General features: G+C 51.9%; 20 protein-coding genes. 15 read left to right on the top strand and 5 right to left on the bottom strand.

The annotated features are described in order from the left end of the window. Window positions 1-49: 49 nt before the first annotated feature. Entirely contained in the window at window positions 50-385 is a 336-nt protein-coding gene (locus ACTU3N_RS20425) for a hypothetical protein (protein ID WP_443087967.1), read from the bottom strand. Window positions 386-462: 77 nt separating this feature from the next. Then, on the bottom strand, window positions 463-1,353 hold the full coding sequence (locus tag ACTU3N_RS20420; protein WP_443087966.1) for a LysR family transcriptional regulator: 891 nt from the start codon (window positions 1,351-1,353) through the stop codon (window positions 463-465). Window positions 1,354-1,556: 203 nt separating this feature from the next. On the opposite strand from ACTU3N_RS20420, the gene ACTU3N_RS20415 reads away from it, so the two are divergent. The 13 genes from ACTU3N_RS20415 to ACTU3N_RS20355 all read left to right on the top strand — a co-directional run bounded on the left by ACTU3N_RS20415 (window position 1,557) and on the right by ACTU3N_RS20355 (window position 13,999). Next, the gene (locus ACTU3N_RS20415) at window positions 1,557-2,099 is read left to right on the top strand and encodes a flavodoxin family protein (protein WP_443087965.1); all 543 of its coding nucleotides are present in this window, start codon (window positions 1,557-1,559) and stop codon (window positions 2,097-2,099) included. Between the two features lie 20 nt (window positions 2,100-2,119). Further along, on the top strand, window positions 2,120-2,293 hold the full coding sequence (locus ACTU3N_RS20410; RefSeq protein WP_443087964.1) for an alpha-aminoadipate/glutamate carrier protein LysW: 174 nt from the start codon (window positions 2,120-2,122) through the stop codon (window positions 2,291-2,293). Beyond that, window positions 2,293-3,147 (top strand): ATP-grasp domain-containing protein, encoded by an 855-nt coding sequence (locus tag ACTU3N_RS20405; RefSeq protein ID WP_443087963.1) that lies wholly within the window; start codon window positions 2,293-2,295, stop codon window positions 3,145-3,147. The genes ACTU3N_RS20410 and ACTU3N_RS20405 overlap by 1 nt, the downstream gene beginning before the upstream one ends. A 13-nt stretch (window positions 3,148-3,160) precedes the next feature. Beyond that, a complete protein-coding gene (locus ACTU3N_RS20400; RefSeq protein ID WP_443087962.1) occupies window positions 3,161-3,796 on the top strand; it encodes a degT/DnrJ/EryC1/StrS aminotransferase in 636 nt (211 codons plus the stop codon). Beyond that, on the top strand, window positions 3,793-5,106 hold the full coding sequence (locus tag ACTU3N_RS20395; RefSeq protein ID WP_443087961.1) for a DegT/DnrJ/EryC1/StrS aminotransferase family protein: 1,314 nt from the start codon (window positions 3,793-3,795) through the stop codon (window positions 5,104-5,106). The genes ACTU3N_RS20400 and ACTU3N_RS20395 overlap by 4 nt, the downstream gene beginning before the upstream one ends. Next, window positions 5,103-6,143 carry an N-acetyl-gamma-glutamyl-phosphate reductase gene (gene argC, locus ACTU3N_RS20390; protein WP_443087960.1) on the top strand — a complete coding sequence of 347 codons (1,041 nt, stop codon included), beginning with the start codon at window positions 5,103-5,105 and terminating at the stop codon, window positions 6,141-6,143. The genes ACTU3N_RS20395 and argC overlap by 4 nt, the downstream gene beginning before the upstream one ends. After that, window positions 6,104-8,002: a M20/M25/M40 family metallo-hydrolase gene (locus ACTU3N_RS20385; RefSeq protein WP_443087959.1), complete on the top strand. Its 1,899-nt coding sequence runs from the start codon at window positions 6,104-6,106 to the stop codon at window positions 8,000-8,002. Before argC ends, ACTU3N_RS20385 begins: the two co-directional genes overlap by 40 nt. Beyond that, entirely contained in the window at window positions 7,986-8,786 is an 801-nt protein-coding gene (locus ACTU3N_RS20380) for a 1-deoxy-D-xylulose-5-phosphate synthase N-terminal domain-containing protein (RefSeq protein WP_443087958.1), read from the top strand. The genes ACTU3N_RS20385 and ACTU3N_RS20380 overlap by 17 nt, the downstream gene beginning before the upstream one ends. Beyond that, on the top strand, window positions 8,761-9,684 hold the full coding sequence (locus ACTU3N_RS20375; protein ID WP_443087957.1) for a hypothetical protein: 924 nt from the start codon (window positions 8,761-8,763) through the stop codon (window positions 9,682-9,684). Before ACTU3N_RS20380 ends, ACTU3N_RS20375 begins: the two co-directional genes overlap by 26 nt. Continuing rightward, entirely contained in the window at window positions 9,681-10,907 is a 1,227-nt protein-coding gene (locus ACTU3N_RS20370) for an MFS transporter (protein WP_443087956.1), read from the top strand. Before ACTU3N_RS20375 ends, ACTU3N_RS20370 begins: the two co-directional genes overlap by 4 nt. Before the next feature lie 5 nt (window positions 10,908-10,912). Next, window positions 10,913-12,151, top strand: a complete 1,239-nt coding sequence (locus ACTU3N_RS20365; protein ID WP_443087955.1) for an ATP-grasp domain-containing protein — start codon at window positions 10,913-10,915, stop codon at window positions 12,149-12,151. 118 nt (window positions 12,152-12,269) lie between these two features. Then, window positions 12,270-12,704: a DUF2231 domain-containing protein gene (locus ACTU3N_RS20360; protein ID WP_443087954.1), complete on the top strand. Its 435-nt coding sequence runs from the start codon at window positions 12,270-12,272 to the stop codon at window positions 12,702-12,704. After that, entirely contained in the window at window positions 12,701-13,999 is a 1,299-nt protein-coding gene (locus ACTU3N_RS20355; protein ID WP_443087953.1) for a PQQ-dependent sugar dehydrogenase, read from the top strand. The genes ACTU3N_RS20360 and ACTU3N_RS20355 overlap by 4 nt, the downstream gene beginning before the upstream one ends. A gap of 39 nt (window positions 14,000-14,038) precedes the next feature. Here ACTU3N_RS20355 and ACTU3N_RS20350 read toward each other — a convergent pair whose 3' ends face one another. From ACTU3N_RS20350 to ACTU3N_RS20340, 3 genes are read right to left on the bottom strand one after another with little or no spacing between them, the layout of a single operon-like run. Then, window positions 14,039-14,833 (bottom strand): ABC transporter ATP-binding protein, encoded by a 795-nt coding sequence (locus tag ACTU3N_RS20350; RefSeq protein ID WP_443087952.1) that lies wholly within the window; start codon window positions 14,831-14,833, stop codon window positions 14,039-14,041. Beyond that, window positions 14,830-15,894 (bottom strand): FecCD family ABC transporter permease, encoded by a 1,065-nt coding sequence (locus tag ACTU3N_RS20345; RefSeq protein ID WP_443087951.1) that lies wholly within the window; start codon window positions 15,892-15,894, stop codon window positions 14,830-14,832. The genes ACTU3N_RS20350 and ACTU3N_RS20345 overlap by 4 nt, the downstream gene beginning before the upstream one ends. Before the next feature lie 4 nt (window positions 15,895-15,898). Continuing rightward, the gene (locus ACTU3N_RS20340) at window positions 15,899-17,017 is read right to left on the bottom strand and encodes an ABC transporter substrate-binding protein (RefSeq protein ID WP_443087950.1); all 1,119 of its coding nucleotides are present in this window, start codon (window positions 17,015-17,017) and stop codon (window positions 15,899-15,901) included. A gap of 209 nt (window positions 17,018-17,226) precedes the next feature. On the opposite strand from ACTU3N_RS20340, the gene ACTU3N_RS20335 reads away from it, so the two are divergent. Together ACTU3N_RS20335 and ACTU3N_RS20330 are read left to right on the top strand one after the other, a co-directional pair. Beyond that, window positions 17,227-17,652, top strand: a complete 426-nt coding sequence (locus tag ACTU3N_RS20335; RefSeq protein ID WP_443087949.1) for a hypothetical protein — start codon at window positions 17,227-17,229, stop codon at window positions 17,650-17,652. Window positions 17,653-17,811: 159 nt separating this feature from the next. Further along, the gene (locus ACTU3N_RS20330; protein WP_443087948.1) at window positions 17,812-21,303 is read left to right on the top strand and encodes a dermonecrotic toxin domain-containing protein; all 3,492 of its coding nucleotides are present in this window, start codon (window positions 17,812-17,814) and stop codon (window positions 21,301-21,303) included. Window positions 21,304-21,311: the final 8 nt, after the last annotated feature.

Raw genomic sequence — 21,311 nt, 5'->3', positions numbered from 1 at the left:
AATCCCCCGAATGTCTGTAAGCGATATTCGGGGGATTTTTACCGTTGCCTCACGGCCCTGCGTCTTTATTATGCTTACGGTAACGCCATGCTTTAAAACAAATGACCGGCGGCTGAAAAAACCAGACCACCAGCAGCATCAGCAGCAGCGAAACGCCCGCCGAAACAACCTGATTCGGCTGCCCGAACAAAATAACCGCGACAAAAAGCACCACAGCACCTACGCTCACGCTTATCACCATACGAAAGCGGTTTGCCAGTTCAAAGACCACATCCTGCACTGTGCGGCCATAGCGCGGGACATTTCTGTGCAGATACTGTATCTCTTTTGCGCTAAAACCTGATTTAACCAACGCCGCCTCGAAATCAGCCGTCTGTTTTTTCATCTCGCATTCCGCTCCGGTTATTAAGCCGTGGATAATACTTGTTTTCGCCTCTTAAAAGGACAATTGCCGGAGGCGCTTTACTGGCCTATCATGTGCGCTTGCGACAGATGTTCAATCAGCGCCGCGATAGTCGGTGGCACCGGTCGGATAGGTAAACGCAGTAAATGCATCGGGCGCTCAGGCGGCGTGTAATCCGGCAGCACGCGGATCAGTTTGCCTGAGAGGATATCGGCCTCGAGGATCACGGCAGAATTAAACGCGATGCCCAGCCCGGTCAGCGCCGCCTGACGCACCGCGTCACCCGAATTCACAATCAGGCGCGGAATTATCTCGACCTCATAACGCCCGCCCGGCCCTTCCATCTGCCAGAAATGGTTGGATTGCCATTGGGTAAAGCTGATGCAGTTATGCTTTGCCAGATCTTCCGGGCGCTGCGGCGTGCCGAACTGCTCAAGGTACGCAGGCGAGGCGGCCAGCATCATTCTGTACGGCGGCATCGGCAGCGCAATAAGCCCTTCGTCACGCACGCTACCGATACGAATAGCAATCTGAAAACGCTCCTCAATCAGATCGACGCGCCGGTCGGTCAGCACTAAATCAATATTCACTTCAGGATAATGCAAAAGAAACGGCGTCAGCACCGGTGTAAGGACACGGTTGCCAAAGGCGACCGGCGCGCTGATGCGCACATCCCCCGCCACCTCATCATTCATACGATGAACAATAGTATCCGCCTCATGGACGGCGGAAAGAATTTGCAGGCCATGCGCATAAAAGCGTTGGCCCGCGCTGGTCAGCCCCTGGCGGCGCGTGCTGCGATGAATAAGCTGGCAGCCGAGGCGCTTTTCCAGCTCGCGGATATGCTTTCCCACCATCGCTGGCGTAATGCACATCACCTCCGCCGCCGCCGTAAAGCTCCCCTTATCTGCTGACAGGATAAAGGCTTCGACACTTTTCAGATAATCCATTTTGCTGCTCCCGCCATAGATAATCCATGATTATAAACTGTGGGTAATAAATCAATAAAAAGAATGACTATTTATCCCGTGCCATTTTTTATCGGATAATTCTTGCAGCACAAAATGGCATAGCGTTTTAGCAATAGCTCATGGATGGCACATTCTGTCACTGTCCGCAGTGACCTTCACCATTATCGGTTAGGGTAAGGCGCATGAGTAAATTTGTAATATTTAATGGCAGCTCTCGCTATGCGGGCAACTGTGCCGCCGTGGTCGAAAAAGTATTTAGCGGCTTCGATGCAGAAGAATTCCGACTAAAAGATTTCGCCATCACGCAATATGAAGACTACCGGGAAACATCCCTGAAATATAAATCAGTTAGCGACGATTATGATTATTTAATCAATCGTTTTTTACTTGGCGAAGTCATTGTATTTATTTCACCGGTCTACTGGTACGGCATTTCCGGGACCATGAAGGTATTTATCGATCGCTTTTCTGAATCATTAAAAAAGATCCCAGACTTTCGCCTGCGTTGTCAGGGTAAAAACATAGTCCTTATCGTTATCGGCGGGGATAACCCGGAAACCAAGGCTGATATTATCACTACGCAGTTTCAGTATATTTGTGATTTTTTAGGAATGTCGCTGTGCCAGACATTTAAAGGCGCGGCCGAACGCTCCGGTGACATTCTTAAGCAGCCCGACTTTGTTTTATCTATAAAGAATTACCTCGAAAGTAATTTTTCTATTTAAACGATATAAAGGGATTCATTATGAAAGCATTTAAATGCCTGACCTGCTCGTCTTCAATTACTGTAAGTGATGATATTTTAACTGGCGAAATTGTCGAGTGTGGTGCTTGCGGGCAGGAGCATGAATTAATAAATGACGGTCAAAACTACCGTCTTGAGTTTGCCCCAGAGGTCGAAGAGGACTGGGGAGAATAATGGCAAATAATGACGCCGTTTTATTGTTTGTCACCAAACTCCGGGAAGAGGAAAAACGCATTGTCGGTTTTTTAAAAGATCTCAATGCAAGCGTGGAAATTATTTCCGAACAATCTTCATGGAACCTACAGGATTTAAAAAACTTCGATATCGCGTTAGTCCGCTGCCTGTCGCAAAGTAAAGCGCTGGCCCGCGCGAAATATATTGAAGCAGCAGGCGTGAAGGTCATTAACTCGCGCCGGGCTATTGAAATCTGTACTGACAAAGGATTGCAGTCAATATTATTGTCCCGACATGAAGTGCCGGTTCCGGCTTACCGGGTTATTCACCAGTATAGCGAGCTGGATGGCCTGCTGGCGCAGTTTGGCGGCCGGTTTGTGATAAAACCGGTCAACGCCTCCTGGGGCCGCGGCGTGACGTTGATTGAGAGTCCAGCCAGTCTCGCCGTCTGGCTGGCGGCCAGAGAATCGGTCGATGTGCAGGGCAAACATTTGCCCGTGCTGGTGCAGGAATATATCGAAAAAGATAATTTTGACGTCAGAGTGGTCATTGTTGGCAAACAGCCCGTTGTGGCATTTAAACGGGTATCCGACGATAACTGGAAAACCAATACTCACCTTGGCGCGCATATTATTCCTGTCGCTATCGATAAGGCTATTTGCACTCTGGCAGAACAGGTTATTCATGTTCTTGGGGAAGGGATCTACGGGCTGGATTTAATGCTCAACACCCGTACCGGACAATATGTTGTTTGCGAAGTCAATCAGAACCCGGAGTTTGCTAACTCATGGAAAGTTCATCAGGTTGATATCGCCGCGCTTATCGCCAGATACACCGTCAACTCTATTGAGTAAATAAGGTGGATTTATGTCGTCGCACCAAACGCATGATGTATCAACACAGCATTTTCAGGTCTCATTTGTATTAGCGCGCGTGCTTACCTCCGGCGTGATAATGAGTATTGAGAAAAATGAAAGCGAACTGAAAGGACTGGAGAATTGTTTAAAAAAATCGGCGAATAAGCAACATGCCGTGACCTATAACAGTATCAGCGGCGCGGTTATTGGCGCATTGTGGGGGCAGGATATTGTTTATGGCAGCAAAACCAATCAGCACCATCTGGATAATCAGCAAGAGAAATTACTGAAGTGGCTCGGTATTGGCCACAGCGCTGCATTACCGCAGCCGTATAATGTGCATCAAATAAACTGGCAAAATCTCCACCAGGCGGGAGAATTACCCGCCAATGACTCGCTGGTGAATATTCTTGATTTTTCCGCACTCGGTTTTGGCCCTTGCGCCGTGCTGCTTACGGATGACGAAAACATTTATAAAAAGGCTGAACGCCTGAAAATATTCGGTGCTTTTGATTTACGCACCATGTGGACCCAGCACGAAACAGAAAAAGAAATCCAACCCGGTCTGCAATTTAATTTTCGTCTCAGCCCGCTCGTCGGCGCTTGCATAAAAATGGCGCTGCTCAAGGCAGGAGTAAATAAATGAAAACTGATTTTATGATGACTCCGCTGGCCATGCCGGATGATAGCGTGGCGGATAAACGGCTGGCGGTTGATGGCGACACGCCCGTTATTCCAAAAAACAATCGTAAAACCATTTTCCCGAATATCACTAAAGAAGACGTGTTTCAGATGATGATTTCTGTGCAGCAATCCCCCGATGAGGTGATAGCTGAATTTGCAGAAAAATATCGTCAGCGCGTGGGTGCCGCTTACGCGATCCCAACGGCCAGCGGCACCTCCAGCCTGCATCTGGCGCTGGTGGGCGCAGGCGTCAAACCCGGCGATGAAGTGCTGGTTCCGGCCTTTACCTTCATCGCCACCGCCCAGGCGATTGTCGCGGCTAAAGCGATTCCGGTGTTTGTGGATATCACGCCTGGCACCTGGTGTCTTGACCCGGCGCAACTGAAGAAAAAACTGACGCCGCGCACCAAAGCGGTCATGCCGGTGCACGTCCACGGTTTGCCTGCGGATATCGAGGCGCTCACGGCGTTTTGCCAGAAAAATAACCTGTTGTTAATCGAAGATGCCTCGCACGCACACTCCGCCAGCTGGCAGGGACGTTACTGCGGCACCTTCGGCGACGCCGCCGGGCAAAGCCTGATGGCAGACAAAAATTTCCCCCTGGGCGGCGAGGCAGGGATCGCCTTTTTCAGGGAGCGCGAAAGCTATGAACGCGCCCAGGGGTTTCTTAACGAGTCCGGGCTCGACTACAGCATGTCCTGGGTTGCCGCCGCTTTTGGCATCAGCCAGCTTGCCCGCCTGGACTATTACGACGAGATCCGCCAGCGTAACGCCCTGCACCTGATTGACGAGCTGGCCACCACGCGGCTGTTTCGCGGCCCGGTTATCCCAAAAGGGGCGAAGCACAGCTTCAATATGTTCCGTATCACCATCAATACTGACCTGCCGGAGCTACAGGGCATTGCGGAACATAACGTCAAGCAGGCGCTGCAACAGGCTCTGAATGAAGAAGGTGTGTTTGCCCGCGAGTGGCAAAACACCCTGCTGCCCTTCCATCTTCCCTTCCGCAATCAAAAAGGGTTTGGCAACGGTTTTCCGTTCTTTCTCGATGAGCGCAAAGAGTACCAGTACGAGGATTTCCCCAACGCTATCGCTATGCTGCGCAGCACGCTGGTGTTGTGTCGCGAGTTGCGCTCACCGGTAGAGTACGAAAAGCTTCGCGCCTATGTGCTGGCATTCAAAAAAGTCGACAAAAACATTGCACGCATCGCGGAAATTGCTCGTTCCATTGAGGCGGTTCCCCCTTATGAAAAGGATGCGCGACTGGGATGAAAACCACCTACTCTGCCGCCATTCTTGGCGGTTCGGGATTCGTCGGCGGCGAGCTGTACCGCCTGCTGAGTATGCACCCGCACATTGACGTACAGTTTGTCTCTTCGGAGTCGAAAAAAGGGCTGGCGGTCGAGCGCCAGCTGCGCAGTTTCCGCCATCACAATGACAAGCCAGGTCTTAAATTTTCTTCGCTCAGCGAGCTGAAAAATAGCCATTTCGACCTGGTTTTTTCCTGCCTGCCAAACGGTAAGTTACCGCAAATCATCTCGCCGCTGAGCGAGCGCTGCACCCGCTTATTTAATCTCAGCGGCGACTACCGCTTTGCCGAAGACGAGATAAACCAGGCGCATTATCCCGCCACGCCCGGCAGCCTGCCGCCGCAGATGGTCAGCCAGTATTTTGTGCCGGAGTTCACGGCGCAGGACAGCACCGCACGGCTGATTAATCTGCCGGGGTGCATGGCGGTGGCGTCACTGTATGCCCTCTATCCGCTGGTCAAAAATGAGCTGGTGTGCGGGCGTATCTTTGTGGATGCCAAAACCGGCTCCAGCGGTGCCGGGAAAAGCAGCGCGGAAACGCACGCCGAGCGGGCGAACAACTTTCGCCTGCATAAAGCGTTTGCCCATCGCCATGCGCCGGAAATTGAAAAATTGCAGCAGCTGAGCCGCGATCCGCTGGCCCTCACCTTCGCCGCCTTTAGCCTCGATACTGCCAGAGGCATCTACGTCAGCGCTTATAGCACGCTCAAACCTGGTCTCACGGCAGCCGATGTGCGCCAGGCCTTCTTTAGCGAATACCAGCACGCGCCTTTTGTGCATTACCTGAAAAATGGCCAGGTTCCGATGCTGAAAACCGTCTGCGGCACCAATCATGCCGAAGTTGCAACGCTTGTGGAGGGCGATACCTGCCTGAGCCTCTGCTCGCTGGATAACCTCATCAAGGGCGCAGCAGGCCAGGCGGTGCAGGCCGCCAATCTCTACCTGGGTCTGGAAGCGATATGTGGTCTGCAACAACTCAACGAAGCCGGGTGGCCGTGATGGATAATCTCTACATTATTAAAGCCGGAAGCAGCACCCTCTACAGCGACGGCGGTTTCTTTCGCGAAGTGCTGGAGATCAGCCGCAAGGGTGGAAAAGTACTGGTGGTCTGCGGTGGCGCAAAAGCCATTGATAAGGAGTATCAACACCAGGGCGAGCAGGTGGAATATTTATCGCTCGCCAATGGCGACCAGGTACGCTACTGCAACGCCCGGCATATGTCATTGATTCTTCGCGCCTATAACAAGCGTATTGGCGGGTTGATAAAACTCGCCGCCCAGGCGCTGGGGTTTTCCGCGTATTACCAGGCTGCGGGCGATAACCAGCTGGTGTGCGGCACGCTGGGTAAACCGCTGAAGGTCAGCGCCAACGGGCGCAGCCGCATTGTGCGCGACTCGCTCTATGGCACCTTTAGCCACGCGAAGTGCGAGGTGCTGCGCACGCTGCTTAATAGCTACGATATTGTGTTTCTCTCGCCACCCATTTGGGAAAATGATGCACAGCAGTACATCAATATCGATGCAGATATGCTGGCGGCGCATCTGGCGGTGCAATTGCAGGCGAACCACTTACGCTTTGTCACCGGCACGGCGGGCATACTGCGTGATATCAACGATCCCGCCAGTACCCTGCAAGACGTTTACGCGCAGGACGCACTGCCCGTTGCCGGGCGCATGAAGCAGAAGGTGCGCGCCTGCAAGCTGGCGCTGGCGCAAGGCGTTGCTGATATTGCCATCAACGGCCCGCACACGCTCTGCGGCGCGGCGAGCTGGTTCTGGCGCGGCGCGGACGTCAGCAAACCCATGCGTTTACTGAATATGATGGTCAATATCTCCTCAATCTCCGGCGATGAATCGGTACTGGCGCAATTTATCGCCCGTCGCCTGGCCGGGACAGAGATCAACACCAGCATCGATCTGGCGGGCAACCTGGTGCTGAGCAAAGGGCACGGACCGCACACTTTGTTAATGCTTGGGCATCTGGACACCGTGCCGGGGCTGTGGCAGGCGGATGCCAATGCTGAGTTGATTCGCGGTCGCGGCTGCGTGGATGCGAAAGGTTGCCTGGCGAATTTTATCGACGTGCTGCAACACATTGAAGTGCCGCCCCACGCCCGGCTGATGGTTATCGGAGCTACGGAAGAAGAAGTCTCTTCGTCGAAAGGCGCCTATTACGTGCGCGACCATTATCCGGCAGATGCGGTAATCATTGGCGAACCCAGCGGCGTCACGCAGGTGGCAATGGGTTATTACGGCCTGCTGAAAATCAGCGTCACGGTGCGCAAAAGTATGGAGCACACCGCCGCCCGCGATGCGAAAACGTCGATTGAACACGCCTACGAACAGGTCAGCAGCCTGCGGGCAATCATGAATGATTTTGATAATAACAACCTGTCAAACATCATCAGTATCAATCACCGCCATGCGCTGGCCTATGAAGAGTCGCAGCTGATTATTAATTTTCGCGTCTCGCCCGAAGCGCGCACCGGCTATATCGCGCCGCTGGTTGCGCTCGGCGGTGAAGGTGTTTGCATCGAGATCCTGCGCAGTACGCCCGGGCATAAATCCTCCCGCGCCAATCCGCTCTATCGCGCGTTTAACCAGGCTTTCAATAACGTCCTGCCGGACACGCCGCTGCGCGCGGTAGTGAAAAAAGGCACCTGCGATATGAACACGCTTGCCACCACGTGGCGCAACGTACCGTTTATCGCCTATGGCCCTGGCGACTCGGCGCTGGATCACACCGATAAAGAAGTGATTCACACGCAGGATGTGCTGCTGGCGCGCCGCGTTCTCAAAGAGACCGTCAGTAACTGGATGCAGCGCGTTCAGGAGGGAAAAAATGACCTCGCTGAATGAATTACCCGCGCTGGCGCGCCAGGCGCGTGAAGTGATTATTGATATCGCCGCCAGCGACACCGGCTGCCATATCGGCGGCTCGCTGTCGGTGATTGATATTCTGCTCTACACCCTGAACCGTTTTCAGCCGGACCCGCGCAACTGCGTGGTGCTCAGCAAAGGGCACGCAGCGGCGGCGCTCTACAGCGCGCTGTATGTGCTCGGCTACAGCGAGCGCAACCCGGCGCTGGAGTATGGCCGCAGCGACTCTCTCTATACCGGTCATCCGAATCATCACATCCCCAACATTCGCTTTGCCACCGGCAGCCTCGGTCACGGGGTAGGCTACGCCGCAGGATGGGCGCTGGCGCAACGTCAAGGCAACAGTTCAGGCATCGCTGTCGCCATCGGCGGCGATGGCGAGTTGCAGGAGGGCCTGTGCTGGGAAGTGCTGCAAGTTCTCTCGGCCAGGGAAGCGGGGAATTTTATCTACGTCATTGATAACAACGGCGCGCAGAACGACGGCTATGTGCGCGATATTTCGCCGATTGCCGATATCAAGGCCCGCTTTGCCTCTTACCACATGGATGTGGTGGAGATTGACGGTCACGATTTCGCTCAGCTCGAACAGGCGTTTAATGCGCGGCAGAACCGGGGGCTGATCATTATCGCCAACACCCTGAAGGGCAAAGGCGTTCCTGAACTGGAAGGCCATCCTTCGTGCCATTACGCAAAAATCAAACTCCATCAGGCTATCAAATGGAAAAGGAGGCTTCACGATGCTGTCAGCCAGAGAGGCATGTAAAGACGAGCTGGTGAAATGTGCGCAGGAAGACGCCAGCATACTCTGTGTGGAAGCGGATCTTGGCGGGCGCAACCATGTGTTTGCGCAGCGTTTCCCGGAGCGCTTTTACAACCTCGGCATCGCGGAGATGGCGGCGATGGACATCTGCACCGGGCTTGCCGCCGCAGGGTTCAAACCGTTTTTCACCACCTTTGCGCCTTTTGCCGCCCTGCGCTGCGCCGAGTCCCTCAAACTTTCGATGGGCTATATGGGCCATCCGATAACGGTCATCGGTGCCTATGGCGGCACATCGGGCGGCTGGTTTGGCACCACCCATCACAGCCTTGAAGATATCGGCGCGGTACGGCTGTTTCCGGGTATCCGCATCGCCTGCCCTTATGGCGAAGCCGAAACGCGCGAGGTGCTGCGCGACGCGGCCCGCGCCACGATGCCTTGCTATATCCGCGTGGGGCGCAACGAAACCTACCCCGATATGGTGCGGGACGCGGCGTTCAGCACGCTGAAAATGGAGCAGGGTTACAGCCAGGAATACCCCGTCACGCTGGTGTCCGTCGGTGAAAAAGCAACACAGCTGTGCATAAGCGCAAAACAGCAGTCTGGCAACGTGAACCATTTACACCTGTGTTATGTGGACAACACATCATTACAGCTGATGATGCCGGAGATCGCGCAACTGCCCGGCGCGCTGATTGTGGTTGAGGAGCATCGCCGCGCGGGGTGCGTCGCGGCGGAGCTGGCGCTCAGTCTGCCAGGCAAGCAGGTTCACGCTTTTACCCCTAACGATGACTGGCCGAAGTTTGGCGGCTCACAGGATGACGTTCTGGCAAGCCTGCGCTTTTCGCTGGAGACGTTACTCACCTTTATAAAAACAACTCTCAGTACGAAGGAGCATGTATGAGCACAAGCTTTGCCATTTTAAAAGACCAACGCTTTCGACAGTTTTTTATCTCTGACATTGTGTCAGGGTTTGGTGTCGGGATGGCGACCATTGGCGCTAACTGGTTTGTGCTGATGCAAACTGGCTCGAATAAATATGTGGGCATTTTGCTGGCGATAAACGTGATTGCGGGTTTTGTCGCCTCGCTATTTTCCGGCGTGATCACCGATAAATACGATCGCAAAAAAGTTATCTTTTTCACCCATGCGATTCGGGCGTTTTTTTTACTGTTGCTGTTTGCCGCGTTAACGCAGCTCGATTTCAGCATTTATTATCTCTACGCCTTCGCCATTATTAATGGTATTGGCTGGACGGTTTATATGTCTGCATCACGCAGCTTCTTACAGGAAATTATCGATGAGAAGACCTATGTTAGCGGCAACTCCCTGCTGGAAATCAGCCTGCAAGTGGGTATGTTCCTCGCCGCCGCGGCCTCTGGTTTTATATATAAATATTTCTCCTTCAACGCCATCCTGTTCGTAAACGCCCTGATGTTTATTTGCAGCGCCGTGTTTATCGCGCGCATTAAATACCAAAGCGTACAGCACAGCACCGACAGTGAAAACTACACCTTAATGCTGCGCCGTGGCTGGGCCTTTTTATATGATAACAAAGCGATATTTATCCTCGGTGTCGTGTCGATTATTCCGCTGATCGTCACCATGATTTATAACGTCGTCCTGCCGGACTACGTGAATAACACGCTGCAAAGAGACAGCGTCACCTTTGGCTTTGCCGATATGTCATACGGTATCGGCGGGTTGTTATCCGGCATCATGATGTCATCGCTGGTGCTGAAATTAGATGCGCGAAAACTGATCGGCGTCTTCTTTATTCTGGCGTGCATTAACCTGCTGTTTTTAAGTCAGAACACCTTTGTTTTTAATTTATATCTGTGCAGTTTGCTGCTTGGCCTGTGCAACTCATCGCTGCGCATTCTGATGAACTCTGTATTAATGCACACCGTCCCGAAAGATTATATGGGCCGTTCGATGGCGGTATGGATTGGTATTTCACTGATCTGCCAGTGCCTGTTTTCGTTGTTTATCGGATCGTATCTCGATAAACACGGCGCAACGGTTGGCATTGCCATTATGGCGCTAATGATGGGCGCAGGTTTTGTTCTCTTTATTCTTAATCAGCTGTTGCTCGCAAAAAAGCATCCTGAAAACTTACAGGGGTAACGATTATGTCTGAGAAAAAAGTGATTTTTTTGGTTGAGCCAAGCTTTTTCGGCGTCAGCTTTGCGCGTGAAGCGCATAAATTAGGTTTATTTGTGGTCGCTCTGGTGTCGGAAAAAACGAACCCGCAGCTTTATGGCTACGAGGGCGAATATGACGATTTAATCGTCTGTGACATTCGCGATGCAGAGTCGATTTATACGGCTATTCATACCAGCAAATACAAAAAAATCGATGCCATGATCGCCGCAACCGATTACGCCATGGCAACCGCCGCCGATGCGGCACAGCGGCTGAATATACCGGGCATCAGTTTTGAAACCGCGACACTCGCGCGTAATAAAGATTTAGCCCGTATTCGTTACAGCGAACGTGGCGTGCCCGGCGCGCAATTTAAAATCGTTAATACGCCAGGCGAAGCGCAGGATGCCGCCGCAACCATTGGCTACCCTGTTGTACTGAAGCCGACAAATACCGCCAGCAGCCAAAACGTTTTCTTTATTAATGACCCGCAGCAGCTACAGCACGCCTTTAAACTGATGGAGCGCTTTACCACCAGCTATATGGGCTTTAGCGTGCGCAAAGAATATTTGGTTGAGGAATATCTTGATGGCCCGGAATTTAGCATCGAGATCTTTTTGACCAAAGGCGAAATAGCTTTTGCCGAAGTCACCGAAAAAGTCACCTCGCCGCTGCCTTATTTTGTTGAGATGTACCATATTTTTCCCACCTCGGTGCTGGAAGATAAAAAGCAGCAAATGATTGATGTCGCTTTTCAGGCGCTGAACGCCATCGGCTTTACGGATGGCCCGGCGCATGTGGAAGTGAAATATACGCAAAGCGGGCCGCGCATCGTTGAGGTTAATGGTCGACCAGGCGGCGATAATATTACCTCCGACCTGATCCCTGGCGCGTATAAAATTAATATTTTCCGCCAGGCCGTGCTCAATGCGCTCGGTATGCCGGTTGATTTCACCGTCGAAAAACCGGCCAGTTGCGCGGTGGGTTATTTGTGCGCTGACCGGGACGGCATCCTGGACTCTATTCAGAATCTTGCCAGCGTCCAGCTCGATCATAGCGTTATTCGCTCAGCGATTAATGTCCGCCCCGGCGATCGCGTGGCGGTGCCGAAAAGTTCCGACGACCGGCTGGGATATTTTATCGTCAGAGCCGAAACTCCGGCGCTGGCTAAAACAAAAGTTGTCGAAATTATCAATCGTTTAAAAATCGTCTACCGCAAATCATAAAACAATGTCGGAGCCGTTTTTTGCGGCTTCGACGATTTTTATGTCTACCCTTAATAAGCACGCTTGTGGCTGGAGTCGTGGTCACTTCCCGATCAAGAGTTCAATTAAGGAAAGACCCATGCAAAATACCTTTGGACAATCGCGCGCTGCGCTGGCGATTTATGAGCTATTAAATCCTGTGCCGCTGGGCTTTTTTGTGGCTGCCTGGATTTTCGATATTCTCTATCTCAAGTCATACCAGATAATGTGGACCGAAGCGGCAAGCTGGCTTATCGCTATCGGACTGGTGATAGCCATTATTCCCCGCCTGATTAACCTCGTGCAGGTCTGGTTTACGCAGCGACGCCTCGCGACACCTGCGGTGAAAATCCACTTCTGGCTCTATCTTGTTGCCATTATCGTCGCCATTGTGAATGCTTTTGTTCACAGCCGCGATGCGTACGCTGTGGTGCCGCTGGGCGTCATACTCTCCACCATCGTGGTTGTTTTGTTGTTGATTGCTAATGTCCAGCTCGCGGTTCGCCCGGCTGTTGTTCAGGGAGAAACCCTATGAAAATGGCTTACCGCACCGTCCTTGCCGCTGCCCTGACTGCCCTGCTTGCTGGCTGTGACCAGGGCGCAACCGTCGATCCGATGAAGCAGGTCGGCCCGAACCCTGAGCTACCCAAAGCGCAAAACTTTCTGATGCCGCCTATGCAGGTGCCTGAAGGCGTCGCGTGGAAAGAAGGCGAAATGCCGAAGGTGGCGCAGGGGCTGAAGATAGAAAAAGTGGCTGATGGCCTGCAACATCCGCGTCAGCTTTATGTTCTGCCCAATAATGACATCCTGGTTGCTGAAGCAAACGGGCCAGCTAAACCCACTACCCGGCCAAAACAACTCATTATGGGCGTGGTGCAACAAGCGTCCGGTAAAGGCGGGCCTGGTGGCAACCGCATAAGCTTGCTGCGCAATGTGAACGGTAAGTGGGAGAAACATAAATTTATCGAAAATCTGCACTCGCCGTTTGGTATCCAGCTCATCGGCAACACGCTCTGGGTGGCGAACGCCGACAGCCTGGTCAAATTCCCCTATCAGGAAGGCGAGACAGAAATCCGCACGCCGGGCGAAGTAGTCACTGAACTTCCCGGCGGGCCGATTAACCATCACTGGACGAAAGCCCTGCTTGCCAGCCCGGATGGCAGCAAACTGTACGTCGGCGTTGGCTCGAACAGTAATATCACCGAAAACGGTATCGGCGCCGAGTACCGGCGCGCCGCCGTGCTGGAAGTGGACGCCGCCACGGGTGCCAGCCGCATCTATGCCAGCGGTTTGCGCAACCCCACCGGGTTACAGTGGGAACCGCAAAGCGGCGCGCTGTGGGCCATCGTTAACGAACGCGATGAAATCGGCTCCGATCTGGTGCCGGATTACATGACCTCGGTGCAGGAGAACGGTTTCTACGGCTGGCCCTACAGCTATTTTGGTCAGAACGTGGATGAGCGGGTCAAACCGCCGCGCCCGGATTTGGTGAAGCAAGCCATCAAACCTGATTACGCGCTCAGTTCGCACGTTGCGCCGCTGGGGCTGCTGTTTTATACCGGCGATAATCTGCCGCGCTACCAGGGCGGGGCGTTTATCAGCGAGCATGGGAGCTGGAACCGCACACCGCTCAATGGTTATCAGGTGGTGTGGGTCGAGTTTCAAAACGGTAAACCGGTGGGGCAACCGCAGCCGGTCGTCACCGGTTTTCTGAGCGACGATCAGAAGCAGGTGCGCGGATTGCCGGTCGGGCTGGCGATGGACAAAGAAGGTGGTGTGTTAATTGCCGACGATGCGGGCAATACCATCTGGCGGGTAAGCGCCGAATAATAGCCCAACCCCTCTCCAGCATTGCCTGTGGAGAGGCGTTTATTCGCTGGCCGCTGCCGTCAGCCCGTCGATAATTACCTGTTTCACCCCTTGCGAGCATGGCTCCACGCGCCCGCGCACGCCATACACCTGCGCAAGGGTTTCACTGGTTATCACTTCATCTGGCGCGCCGTTCGCTATCAATTCACCGTTTTTCAGGATCAACACATGATCGCCGTGACGCAGCGCGATATTAATATCATGCACCACCACCACGGTGACGATATTGCGCAGGCGGGTTTCCCGGCGCACTAAATCCATCACATGAAACTGGTAATTGAGATCCAGCGCGCTCAGGGGTTCGTCAAGCAGCAGCAGCGAAGGCTGGCGAATGAGCGACTGCGCAAGCCCAACCAGCTGTTTTTGCCCGCCGGAGAGTCTGTCGAGAAAGTGCAGCGCCAGATGCTCAATCCCTAACTGGCGCAGCAGCGTCATCACCTCAGCCTGGCGCGCCGTGCTGTGTAGCCCGCCAGCGGCGCGTTGCGCCACAATGATGGATTCCAGCACATGCAGATGCACGCCTGCCGGCAGCGACTGGGGCAGATACACCACCTGTTGCGCGCGTTGGGCGAAGGGCTGCGCCAGCAGGTTTTTATTATCCAGCAGGATCTCACCCTGGGCGCTATTCAGCCCGGCAATTGCGCGCAGCAGCGTCGATTTACCGCTACCGTTTGGCCCCAGCAGAATGGTCACTTTACCGCGTGGCAGCGTATCAATCGTCAGGTTATTAATAATCTGGCGCTTATGATAGCCCGCGCTAAATTCGCGCAAGCGCAGACCGGATGGCTCGCTCATACACTCCCCCGATGGCGCACAATAATAGTGATGAAAAACGGTACGCCGACCAGCGATGTCACGATGCCGACCGGAATAATCACACCATCAATCAGATTCTTCGACATGATTGATGCCAGTGATAGCACCAGCGCGCCGAGCAATGCGCTTGCCGGGAGATAAAAGCGGTGATCTTCACCAAATAGCATGCGCGCAATATGCGGCGCCACCAGTCCGATAAAACCGATAGGGCCAACAAAGGCAACCGAGAGCGCGGAGAGAATACTGATCCGCAGCAGCGTTGTCAGGCGCAGGCGACGCACATTGATACCAAAACTTATCGCGCGATCTTCACCCAGGCGCAGCGAGGTCAGCTTCCAGGAACTCAGCAAAGAGAGCGGCATAATCACCGCCAGCGCCAGCAGCAGAATGCCGAGCTTCTCCCACGACGCGCGGGCGATACTGCCCATCGTCCAGAACACCAGCCCCTGCAACGTATCCTCGTTGGCGATAAATTGCAGCATCGATACCAGCGCGTTAAAGGTGAACACCAGCGCGATACCAAACAAAATCACCCCGGAGGTCGCCACCTGTGTCCAGCGCGTGATGCCGTCAAGCAGCAACGCCGCAAGCAGCGCGAAGATAAACGCATTCGCCGAGATGAACCACTGCGCCGGGATGCCGGGAATACCGATGCCCAGCACAATCGCTAACGCTGCGCCAAACGCCGCCGCTGACGATACGCCAAGCGTAAAAGGGCTGGCAAGCGGGTTATTAAGGATGGTTTGCATCTCTGCCCCGGCAAGGCCCAGCGTCATGCCTACGACGATGGCCATCAGCGCATACGGCAGGCGAATATCCCAGACAATAACCCGGATGGCAGGGTTCGCGCTGGCCGGATCGGTCAGGGTTTGCCACAGCACATCCAGCCCTAACCCTGACGGCCCAAGCGTGAAGTCCAGCAGCATCGATGCGAGGATCAGTAAAACCAATAGCGCCAGCAAACCGATACGCCGACGGATAATGCGCCGATAGCTGTGTATTAGCGCTGGCGCATCATCATATTCAAGGGCTGTATTCATGCGCTTAGTTGCCCGGCTGCCAGCTAAAGACAAAATCCGCGTCCGGCAACTGGGTGAACTGCTGAATAATCGCGTGGTACGTCGCATCCGGGTTGAGATCGGCGAACGCCTGCGGATAGATATCCTTTGCCAGATACTCCATGCCCACAATGTTGTATGGGTGGTTATAGAAGTGGTGATAGATGCCAAAGACATGGTTTTTTGCCACCGCCGGGATCTGGCTTATGCCCGCGCGTTGCAATAATTTCGCGCCCTGCGCATTCACGTCTTGTTGCGAAACCGCAAGACCCAATGGCAGCACCTGGCTGTTGCCGCGTTTAGAACCGGTCATAATATAGACATCCGGCTTGTCGCTGAGGATTTTTTCCAGCGCAATAAAGCCCGATGCGCCGGGCAACAGCTCAGACCCCATGTTTTTGGCCCCGACCCCCTCAACCAGCCCGCCCCAGCCATTATGCCCGTGGGTAAAGCAGCAGGTGTCCGTATTGCCTGCCAGCGCCTCGACAAACACCTTCGCCTTTGGCTCGATGGCCGCCGTTTTCTGCGCTATCGCCTGCAAATGCTGGCGGTAAAAAGCGCTGTACGCCGCGGCATGGCTCTCCCGGTTGAGGACTTTCCCTAGCAGATCGATACTCGGCGCGGTGTCTTTTGCCGGGTTGATTTCGTAATCAATAAACACCACCGGGATCGCAAGCGCGGTCAGTTTCGCCAGCACGCCGCTGTCGGTCAGCGCCGGTTTGGCCCGCAGTTGAGCAATCATCAGATCCGGCTGCTTTGCCAGCACGCTTTCAAGGTCAACATTGCCTTTATCGCTAAACCCCATGTCCAGAATGTCAGCCGCTTGCGGCCAGCGGGTTTTCAGCATCTGCCAGGTCGCGATATCCTGCTTTTTCGCCAGATTGTTCCACGCCACCAGTCGGGCAAAAGGATTATCACGATCGAGCAGCGCCATCGCCATGATGTCCCGGCCATCCTGCAAAATAATGCGTTGTGGCTCATGCTCAACGGTGACCTGTCGGCCAGCGAAATCGGTGATAGAGAGGGGATATTGTGTGGCATTACCCAGCATCGGCAGGATAAGAAACGCACAGGCGAAAAACGCCCGGAGAGTAGATCCGTACATAAAACAGCCTTACTGCGGAAGTATAATGATTTTGATAATTATTATCATGTTAACGTAAATGAAACATATACAAAATCAATAAATCACCGCATGGAGGCGATTTTTTTAACATTATGATTCGCTTTATGTTTCAATGAAATATGTTTTTACGGGCAATTTTTAGCCGGGTTTATTACCCTGTAAACGCCTCAGCCACCCGGAAAAACGCCATGAAACATTTACTGCTGTTATTACTTATCGCTGCATCAAGCGTACAGGCCGACGAAGCGGTCAAACTCACCTGCCCCACGCGCGGCCCGTTGACGGTGTCGTTTTTTAATTACAGCCTGATAACCATGAAATGGGGAGACCACTTTCAGGTCGCCGCCGGTAAACATAAAAACCAGACCAAAACCGGGGTTCCCTTCTGGACGACCCGCTTTGGCAACGGCGACGATCTTGCCTTTTTCCCCAATGCGGACCAGTACTACCTTTTCTACGCTGGCGCAGAAGAACCGGAGCTATGCAGCGAAGTCGGCAGTTTTGTCTATCCGGTCATCACCCCGCCGCGCTACGAAAAAAAACCTGATGGGATATCACAGACGCAAACCAGCGCCACAGACGACACGGTTATTTTATCGCGGCCGCCGGTTTAAGCTTTTCTCTCCTTTTATTGCCCGCTTTCCAACCTGCGCCCCGCTCACTTCGTTTAAGCGATTTAAACAAGACCCCCCTGCTTTGCGGTCATAAAATGAACAAATTATCTGACAAAACAGGGCTGATGGATGTCAGCTTAACCACAGGATGTGAAAATTATGCCAGGGATAACACCGAATTATCAGCAGCATCGACAGGTAGCAGGAAACCATTCACGCTGGCTGGACAAACACCAGCCTGATCAACAGGAATTTGCTTGCAGAGTGCACGCATTAGCTAAAAATCCGGGCGCGCATTCAGGAAACCAGGGGCGACAGGAGCGCGCGCTGGCGATGTTGCAGCTTATTACCTTACTGAGCGCGGTGAGCAACAACGATCCTCAGCCGGTGATCAGTGCTGCGAAAGCCGATGCCTCTCCTTTTGGCGAGCCGCTTGCGCTGGCCGAAAACGTGCAGAGCAGCAGCATAAGCGGCTTTTCCACGCTGTATAACAAGGTCAGCGGTGCGCTTGAGCACGTGGGGAAATTTATTGTTGATAATGATCCGTTAACCTTCCCTGGCGTGGATGCGCGTTCAGCACAGGCGCAGCAACCCGCGCCAGCGGTGCAATTTGTTGGCAAAAATAAGGATGAGCGGATCGTTATCGAAGATATTTACGGTACGGTTATTGAGCTGAGCCGTGATTATTACGATGTCGCAAATAAAACCGAACCTTATCAATTTATTAAAGAGGGAACCGACGCGTTAAAAGAATTCTATGAAAATTATTACGCACAGCATCCTAATTTAAAAGAGATGGCCAGGAAAACCGTCAAAAATTATATCAAAAAGAACTTCGGGCTGAATATCAACCCTGATAAATTCTATTTCATGCACTTTAACTCTATTGAGTATATTGATTATAAAAAGCTACAATTCGCCCCTGCGGATATCATAAGAAGTCTTACCCAGTGTCTTTTTACAAATTTTGGCGCCTGGATCCAGGATCGCATGCCGGATATGGATGCCATGTGCGGCATTTACCGTGAATCGATGATTAATAATACTGAATTTGATGCCGACAAAGCGCTTGGTGTCACGCCGACGCAATTTATTAATGCCGTCTGGTATATCAACTTCTATAAACAGGCCACCAACGCAATCAATAAATTCTTCGCCAATGAAGATATGCATATCAAAAAATTGTTTCTTGATTTTATCGACCATTTAAACATTGCAAAACTTCCCGAAGATGCGGCAAGAGATGTGTTAAACGGTGTAAACCTTTTCAATGATCGCGAAATCGAGGGCAGTTTTTTTGATATCGATGGTTATCACTCACCCAATTCCTTCCATTTTAATAATATAAAAACCGGTCGCCACACGCTGTATTTTCCGCACAGCGATTTTAAATTTAAAAGCTTTGATAACGATATTCTTATGCGTACCTGGGTGACGGATGCCTGTTCCGATAAAAAATTTCGCGACATGCTGGAAAAACACTTTACTCTGTATGACCGACAGGATGGTTCGATTTATTCTGGCGTCGACACCTGGGTCAACGCCATCGCACAAAATCATCGATATTACGATAAAATTGCCAGAAAATCTGAATTTATAGATTCAAAAAATTTTTTCCGCACCCGTGTCGCCAAATTAAAAGAGAAAATGTTATCGGATGCTGACACCTTAATAAAATCAGATAGCGAAGTCACACGGGATTTGTTTGAAGCCGGCTTTGAAGCTGCCAATGAACTCTTTTTTGACCCATTTACAGGTATCGTTTCACTCGCTTTTCATATTGAACATGCGGCTGAGGGCGATACGCCTGAAGAGAGAAAAGCTGAATGGGTAAAATTAAGAAGTGATGCGGTGAATATCGCTACGCTGGTTGCTTTCGCCAGTTTCGTTAAATTACCCGGCATTGAAGGTTATGAATTTATTGATTCGGTAAAAACAGATATTAATGTCGAGGCGGAACGCAGGCTGGTAAAATTTTCAGAAATGGAGGAGGTCTATGCGCCAGGAGAACTGGAGTCTTTTGATAAAAACGAGATGATTGACGCGCTTCTCCTGCACAATAACCCGGAAATCGCTGAAGATGCGGCTTCACTCGATGATTTATTGCCCACTAACGATCAAATATCGCTGCCAGGTGCCGAAGAAGGCCCTGCGCAAGCCCCCCCTGTTGATGAGCGAGATCCGTTTAAGCATATCCCCCAGCCACATGACCCCTTTACGCTTGATGAAATACAGGAGCTTGATGAGATTCAGCCATTCGTTAAAGAATCTGCGCGTGCGGGGAACAACCCACTGTCAGGAGCAGGAAGGAGTCAACAGGCAGGCGCGGCGGCTATCAGCTGGAGCGGAGGCCGAAGAGTCGCTATCCCTCCAACGTCCGGGGCCTCTTCTTTAATGCGGCCAGTCATCAGTACCCAGACGCTGCCTTATATTCGCAGTTTCGTTCCTTATAGGGAAATCCCTCTGATTAAAAATTGGGCAAGTTTTGACTATACCTTGTCACAATTTATAACGGAAAAATTACGCAATCATCCCTGGGATCTCTTTCTGGGCTTTAGTGAAGGAGAACAAGAGTTTGTTCCGCAATATATGCGGGTCGCGCGCTCTGTCGTCAGAATGCATATAAAATCGGCGGAAGATGCGATTACGAAAACCCGCAGAGTGTTATTAAACCCGGATATGCATGATGACGTCCATTTTTATTTCAGAAATATCCTTGGCATTGCCGATGATCGGATCATATTTGAGGCAGTAGACAGGTTCCGTTTACAAATACAGCGCATATCCAATTTCCTTTATGATACTGAACAATCCGGCTATAACAATTTTGTGATTATTTCTACGCGGCAAGAAATTGTCGATAACCCGATCTTCGGATTTAATCATCAATACCGCAGCTCCATCCACGATAATAATTACTTGCGTACGCTATCGAAAGCGTTCATTGCCAAAGGTGACCCCCACCGCAGAATTTTTATCATGTACGACACGATACCCGAATTTGATATAACAGGAGTCGATGCTTTCGGTAGGCGAAAAAATAATATGGAAAGCACAATATTGCATGAAATCTCCCACCTTGCCGCCGATACCAAAGATTTTTACCCCAACGAAATAAACCCACAAACTTTTGAATTAGGTACAGCAAGATATATGTCGGAAAAATTCCAGCATTTACTGAACAACGGTGCACTTGCCTATCAAAATGACTTCAACATATTTACCAACGCTGTTTCTGAATGCTTTATGCTGCCTTATACCAATAACGATATCGCCATGCTTAATTTAATGAGGCAAAACCCGATGCTGCAAGCGAATTTTATGATGGAAAATGCAGACAACTTTGTGGCTTATGTGAAAGATATCAGCGAAATGCACCCCCCCATCACCAAAAAGATTAAAAAAATAAAAAAGAAAAAAAATTGGGGTGGAAAAAGTAGCCAAAGTAGCGACAGCAAGCCGGGAACATCCGATAGCGGAGTTTCTCACCAAATGTTAAAAAGAGCGATTCGGGAACCTGAATTTGATATCACGGAAAAATTCAACGGTATCACCTTTACCGCGCCACGAGAGCATTACATGGCGAATAATACACACAAAGCCAGATCAAATCGCAGCGGACCAGAAAAAAAGCGACTTAGCTATACCTGAACGACGAA

The organism is Vagococcus sp. WN89Y, from assembly GCF_052220145.1.
GTDB lineage: Bacteria > Pseudomonadota > Gammaproteobacteria > Enterobacterales > Enterobacteriaceae > Kosakonia.
The sequence above is the reverse complement of the archived record's forward strand: the minus strand, read 5'-3'. Positions and strand labels throughout refer to the sequence as shown.

What these genes read in the sequence shown, in the direction of transcription:
- ACTU3N_RS20425 (WP_443087967.1), bottom strand. Translation starts at nt 385, where the DNA reads ATGAAAAAACAGACGGCTGATTTCGAGGCGGCGTTGGTTAAATCAGGT.
- ACTU3N_RS20420 (WP_443087966.1), bottom strand. Translation starts at nt 1,353, where the DNA reads ATGGATTATCTGAAAAGTGTCGAAGCCTTTATCCTGTCAGCAGATAAG.
- ACTU3N_RS20415 (WP_443087965.1), top strand. Translation starts at nt 1,557, where the DNA reads ATGAGTAAATTTGTAATATTTAATGGCAGCTCTCGCTATGCGGGCAAC.
- ACTU3N_RS20410 (WP_443087964.1), top strand. Translation starts at nt 2,120, where the DNA reads ATGAAAGCATTTAAATGCCTGACCTGCTCGTCTTCAATTACTGTAAGT.
- ACTU3N_RS20405 (WP_443087963.1), top strand. Translation starts at nt 2,293, where the DNA reads ATGGCAAATAATGACGCCGTTTTATTGTTTGTCACCAAACTCCGGGAA.
- ACTU3N_RS20400 (WP_443087962.1), top strand. Translation starts at nt 3,161, where the DNA reads ATGTCGTCGCACCAAACGCATGATGTATCAACACAGCATTTTCAGGTC.
- ACTU3N_RS20395 (WP_443087961.1), top strand. Translation starts at nt 3,793, where the DNA reads ATGAAAACTGATTTTATGATGACTCCGCTGGCCATGCCGGATGATAGC.
- argC (WP_443087960.1), top strand. Translation starts at nt 5,103, where the DNA reads ATGAAAACCACCTACTCTGCCGCCATTCTTGGCGGTTCGGGATTCGTC.
- ACTU3N_RS20385 (WP_443087959.1), top strand. Translation starts at nt 6,104, where the DNA reads ATGTGGTCTGCAACAACTCAACGAAGCCGGGTGGCCGTGATGGATAAT.
- ACTU3N_RS20380 (WP_443087958.1), top strand. Translation starts at nt 7,986, where the DNA reads ATGACCTCGCTGAATGAATTACCCGCGCTGGCGCGCCAGGCGCGTGAA.
- ACTU3N_RS20375 (WP_443087957.1), top strand. Translation starts at nt 8,761, where the DNA reads ATGCTGTCAGCCAGAGAGGCATGTAAAGACGAGCTGGTGAAATGTGCG.
- ACTU3N_RS20370 (WP_443087956.1), top strand. Translation starts at nt 9,681, where the DNA reads ATGAGCACAAGCTTTGCCATTTTAAAAGACCAACGCTTTCGACAGTTT.
- ACTU3N_RS20365 (WP_443087955.1), top strand. Translation starts at nt 10,913, where the DNA reads ATGTCTGAGAAAAAAGTGATTTTTTTGGTTGAGCCAAGCTTTTTCGGC.
- ACTU3N_RS20360 (WP_443087954.1), top strand. Translation starts at nt 12,270, where the DNA reads ATGCAAAATACCTTTGGACAATCGCGCGCTGCGCTGGCGATTTATGAG.
- ACTU3N_RS20355 (WP_443087953.1), top strand. Translation starts at nt 12,701, where the DNA reads ATGAAAATGGCTTACCGCACCGTCCTTGCCGCTGCCCTGACTGCCCTG.
- ACTU3N_RS20350 (WP_443087952.1), bottom strand. Translation starts at nt 14,833, where the DNA reads ATGAGCGAGCCATCCGGTCTGCGCTTGCGCGAATTTAGCGCGGGCTAT.
- ACTU3N_RS20345 (WP_443087951.1), bottom strand. Translation starts at nt 15,894, where the DNA reads ATGAATACAGCCCTTGAATATGATGATGCGCCAGCGCTAATACACAGC.
- ACTU3N_RS20340 (WP_443087950.1), bottom strand. Translation starts at nt 17,017, where the DNA reads ATGTACGGATCTACTCTCCGGGCGTTTTTCGCCTGTGCGTTTCTTATC.
- ACTU3N_RS20335 (WP_443087949.1), top strand. Translation starts at nt 17,227, where the DNA reads ATGAAACATTTACTGCTGTTATTACTTATCGCTGCATCAAGCGTACAG.
- ACTU3N_RS20330 (WP_443087948.1), top strand. Translation starts at nt 17,812, where the DNA reads ATGCCAGGGATAACACCGAATTATCAGCAGCATCGACAGGTAGCAGGA.